Origin of the sequence: Kaistella sp. (assembly GCF_032060305.1) — a bacterium.
Lineage (GTDB): Bacteria > Bacteroidota > Bacteroidia > Flavobacteriales > Weeksellaceae > Kaistella > Kaistella yananensis.
In genome coordinates this window covers 31,283-35,127 of the sequence record NZ_DAMBHK010000018.1, presented here as the reverse complement: position 1 = coordinate 35,127, position 3,845 = coordinate 31,283, and the positions used below count along the sequence as shown (strand labels likewise).

Sequence of the window (3,845 nt, the reverse complement as noted above, 5' to 3'; positions counted from 1 at the left end):
GACTTTATCTTGGAGGAATTAATCATTGCCTTCGCCAGAACCTCTGTCGGTAAAGGTTTCTGTTGGGTCAGAACGCCGAATTTATTGGCAAATTTTATAATTTTTCCACCCAGAACTTCCCCGGTTCTTTCTGAATCTTTTCTTTCGAGCATTCCTGGCTGGAAAATCGTTAACTTATTAAAATGCAAATCTTTAATACTTTGCTCAAGCTCACCCTTCATGCGCGAATAGAAAAGTTTAGATTTTGGGTGTGCTCCATAGGATGAAACCAGAATATAATCTTCCACTTCGTTTTCTTTCGCGGCTTTTGCAAAATTGTACTGATAATCGTAATCTACTTTTCGCTGGGCTTCTTTGCTTCCTGCGGCTTTGAGTGTTGTTCCAAGGCAGGAAAAGGCGACATCTCCTTTTACTAAATCTTTCCACTCCTCAGGTTTATCGAAGTTTACGATATGCGTTTTAAGTTTAGGGTTTTCAACAGCTAAAGGTCGCCGCACGAAGACATTTACTTCATCGTAACCTTTATCTGTAAGTAATTGGCTCACCAAATCTTTCCCCGTTGCGCCGGTTGCGCCGATAATAAGTGCCTTCATATTTTTATTATAAGTGATAGGTAACTATAAATGAGTATTATTTTACATTATTAAAATTACTAAATTTGATTGAATTCTTACTAAAAAATATGGATGCCAACGAAATTCTGGATTACTGTCTTGCCAAAAAAGGAGTCGAAGAAACTTTTCCCTTTGATAAAGAAACTTTGGTAATGAAAGTGGGAGGGAAGATGTTTTTACTGATGTCTTTAGAAAAACAACCTCTTAGTATTGCTGTAAAAACCGATCCGGAGTGGAGCGCAGAACTCCGCGAAAAATATCCTCAGATTACCGGAGCTTATCACATGAACAAAACGCACTGGAATTCGGTGATGTGTGAAGGTTTGAAACGTGAGCTGATTATGAAATTAATCGATTCTTCGTACGAATTGATTTTTGAATCCCTAACGAAAAAAATGAAAGTAGAAGTAGAAAACAGTTAAAATTCAAAATTTTCTGTGAGCTTTTTATCCTCATCAAGCCTTTCAATAAGCTGTTGCAAGCCATCGAATTTTACTTCATCATGTAGAAATTGCCGAAAGTTTACCGAAATGGCTTCACCATAAATATCTCCATTAAAATCCAGAATATAAACCTCTGTCGAAAGCGACTTTCCATCTACCGTTGGATTGGTTCCGATGCTCAGCATTCCTCTGAACTGTTTGTTTTGCACAAAAACATCAACGATATAAGCTCCTTTTTTAGGTAAAAACTTCATCAGATTCACCGAAATATTCGCTGTAGGATAGCCAATTGTTCTGCCCAGTTTCTTCCCATGAACTACTTCTCCAGAAACAGAATAATGATATCCCAGCATTTCATTCGCTGCAATAATATCAGCATTCATCAGCGCATTTCTGATCTGGGTGGAACTGATATGTCGGTCCTGAAAATCTACAGCTTCAACCTGCACCACTTCAAAACCAAATTCAGAAGACATTTTCTGAAGAAGATTAAAATCGCCACTCCTGTTTTTCCCGAACGTGTGGTCGTAACCGATAATTAAATGCTTCACGTTCAGTTTTTCAACAAGGATCTGTTTCACAAATTCTTCGCCTGTCAAATTCCGGAATTCTTCATCAAATTCTTTAAGAAAAAGATGCTCTACGTTGTTTTTTTCGAGCAGATAAGTTTTTTCTTCAATCGTATTCAGCAGTTTTAAATCATCACTCGGGCTGAACACCGTTCTCGGATGAGGCCAAAAGGTAAGAATTGCCGATTCCAGATCTTTGTTTTGGGCCGCGATATTCAGATTTTTGATGATCGTTTGATGCCCGCGGTGAACCCCGTCAAACATTCCGATGGAAAGCGCCAAGGGAGTTTTTGGGGAATAATCTTGAAGATTTTTGATGATTTTCAAAAGAAGATTTTTTGATGGTGCAAATATGATAAAAATCTTCTTTTAAAGCAATTGCAGATTTGGGAACTTTCATTATATTTGCACTCAAGAAAAAATTAGCAATGGCAAACCAAATTAAAGGAAAAATTTCTCAAATTATCGGTCCGGTAATCGACGTAATTTTCGCAGATGCAACAGAGCTTCCGAAAATCTACGACGCACTGGAAATCACTAAAACTGATGGTAACAAGGTAATTCTTGAAGTAGAACAGCATATTGGCGAAGATTCTGTAAGATGTATCGCAATGGATGCAACCGACGGGCTTCAGAGAGGCCAGGAGGTAGTTTCACAAGGTAGACAAATCACAATGCCTACAGGAGAAGGTGTTTACGGACGTCTCTTCAATGTTGTAGGTGATGCTATTGACGGGATTCAGGAAGTTTCTAAAGAAACCGGCGGTTTACCAATTCACAGAGAAGCACCAAAATTCGATCAGCTTTCCACTTCTGCAGAAGTTCTTTTTACAGGAATTAAAGTAATCGACCTTGTAGAGCCTTATGCAAAAGGTGGTAAAATTGGTTTGTTCGGTGGTGCAGGTGTTGGTAAAACAGTATTGATCCAGGAATTGATTAACAATATTGCAAAAGGGCACGGTGGTCTTTCGGTTTTTGCCGGTGTAGGTGAAAGAACCAGAGAAGGAAACGACCTTTTGAGAGAGATGCTTGAGTCAGGCATCATTAAATATGGCGACGAATTCATGCACTCTATGGAAAATGGAGGTTGGGATTTATCCAAAGTTAATATGGAAGAAATGAAAGACTCTAAATGTACTTTCGTTTTCGGACAGATGAATGAGCCACCTGGAGCAAGAGCACGTGTTGCACTTTCAGGTTTAACAATCGCTGAATATTTCCGTGACGGTGACGGACAAGGACAAGGTAGAGACGTTTTGTTCTTCGTTGATAACATTTTCCGTTTTACTCAGGCAGGTTCTGAGGTATCTGCACTTCTTGGGCGTATGCCTTCTGCGGTAGGTTACCAACCAACTTTGGCATCTGAAATGGGTGCAATGCAGGAAAGAATTACTTCAACTAAAAACGGATCTATTACTTCAGTTCAGGCGATCTACGTACCTGCGGATGACTTAACTGACCCAGCTCCGGCTACCACATTTGCTCACTTGGATGCAACTACCGTATTGGACAGAAAAATTGCTTCATTAGGTATTTATCCAGCGGTTGATCCATTGGCTTCAACTTCAAGAATCCTAACTCCTGAAATTTTAGGAGATGAGCATTACGACTGTGCACAGAGAGTAAAAGAAATCTTACAGAAATACAAGGCATTACAGGATATCATCGCGATTCTTGGTATGGAAGAACTTTCAGAAGATGATAAACTTTCAGTTTACCGTGCAAGAAAAGTACAGCGTTTCCTTTCTCAGCCTTTCCACGTTGCAGAACAGTTTACAGGTCTGAAAGGTGCGTTGGTTGATATTAAGGATACCATCAAAGGCTTCAACATGATTATCGACGGTGAATTAGATCACTTACCAGAAGCTGCTTTCAACCTGAAAGGAACCATCGAAGAAGCGATTGAAGCTGGTGAGAAAATGCTTGCTGAAAACGCATAAACTGCTTCTGGCTTATTGCCACTAGCGATTAGCCAAAAGCCAAAAGCAATTTATAATGAATATAAAGATACTAACCCCGGAATTTGTAGTTTTTGAAGGTGATGTAAAATCAGTTTTACTTCCCGGAAAAAATGGCGATTTCCATATTATGAAAGATCACGCGGCAATCGTAGCGTCATTAATCGGTGGTAAAGTAAGAGTTTTTACCAACGAAATAGATGACAAATACGCGAAAAATTTCACGAAAGAAAACGAAAAAGAAAGCGTATTTTCTTTCCC

5 protein-coding genes are annotated in these 3,845 nt (G+C 39.2%); 3 read left to right on the top strand and 2 right to left on the bottom strand.

Translation table 11 applies throughout. The annotated features are described in order from the left end of the window. Positions 1 to 593 (bottom strand): NAD(P)H-binding protein (locus V5N63_RS04250; protein ID WP_332032944.1); only part of this gene is annotated, 593 nt, incomplete at its 3' end. 89 nt (positions 594 to 682) lie between these two features. Here V5N63_RS04250 and V5N63_RS04245 point away from each other — a divergent pair. Further along, on the top strand, positions 683 to 1,036 hold the full coding sequence (locus V5N63_RS04245) for an MmcQ/YjbR family DNA-binding protein (RefSeq protein WP_332024378.1): 354 nt from the start codon (positions 683 to 685) through the stop codon (positions 1,034 to 1,036). Here the strand turns inward: V5N63_RS04245 and V5N63_RS04240 are convergent. Beyond that, positions 1,033 to 1,953 carry a bifunctional riboflavin kinase/FAD synthetase gene (locus V5N63_RS04240; protein ID WP_332032943.1) on the bottom strand — a complete coding sequence of 307 codons (921 nt, stop codon included), beginning with the start codon at positions 1,951 to 1,953 and terminating at the stop codon, positions 1,033 to 1,035. The two genes, V5N63_RS04245 and V5N63_RS04240, sit on opposite strands and share 4 nt — an antisense overlap. A 101-nt stretch (positions 1,954 to 2,054) precedes the next feature. On the opposite strand from V5N63_RS04240, the gene atpD reads away from it, so the two are divergent. Both atpD and V5N63_RS04230 read left to right on the top strand, forming a co-directional pair. After that, the gene (gene atpD / locus V5N63_RS04235; protein WP_332032942.1) at positions 2,055 to 3,566 is read left to right on the top strand and encodes a F0F1 ATP synthase subunit beta; all 1,512 of its coding nucleotides are present in this window, start codon (positions 2,055 to 2,057) and stop codon (positions 3,564 to 3,566) included. 55 nt (positions 3,567 to 3,621) lie between these two features. After that, positions 3,622 to 3,845, top strand: a 224-nt coding sequence (locus tag V5N63_RS04230) for a F0F1 ATP synthase subunit epsilon (protein ID WP_332032941.1), incomplete at its 3' end; no start/stop codon positions are given.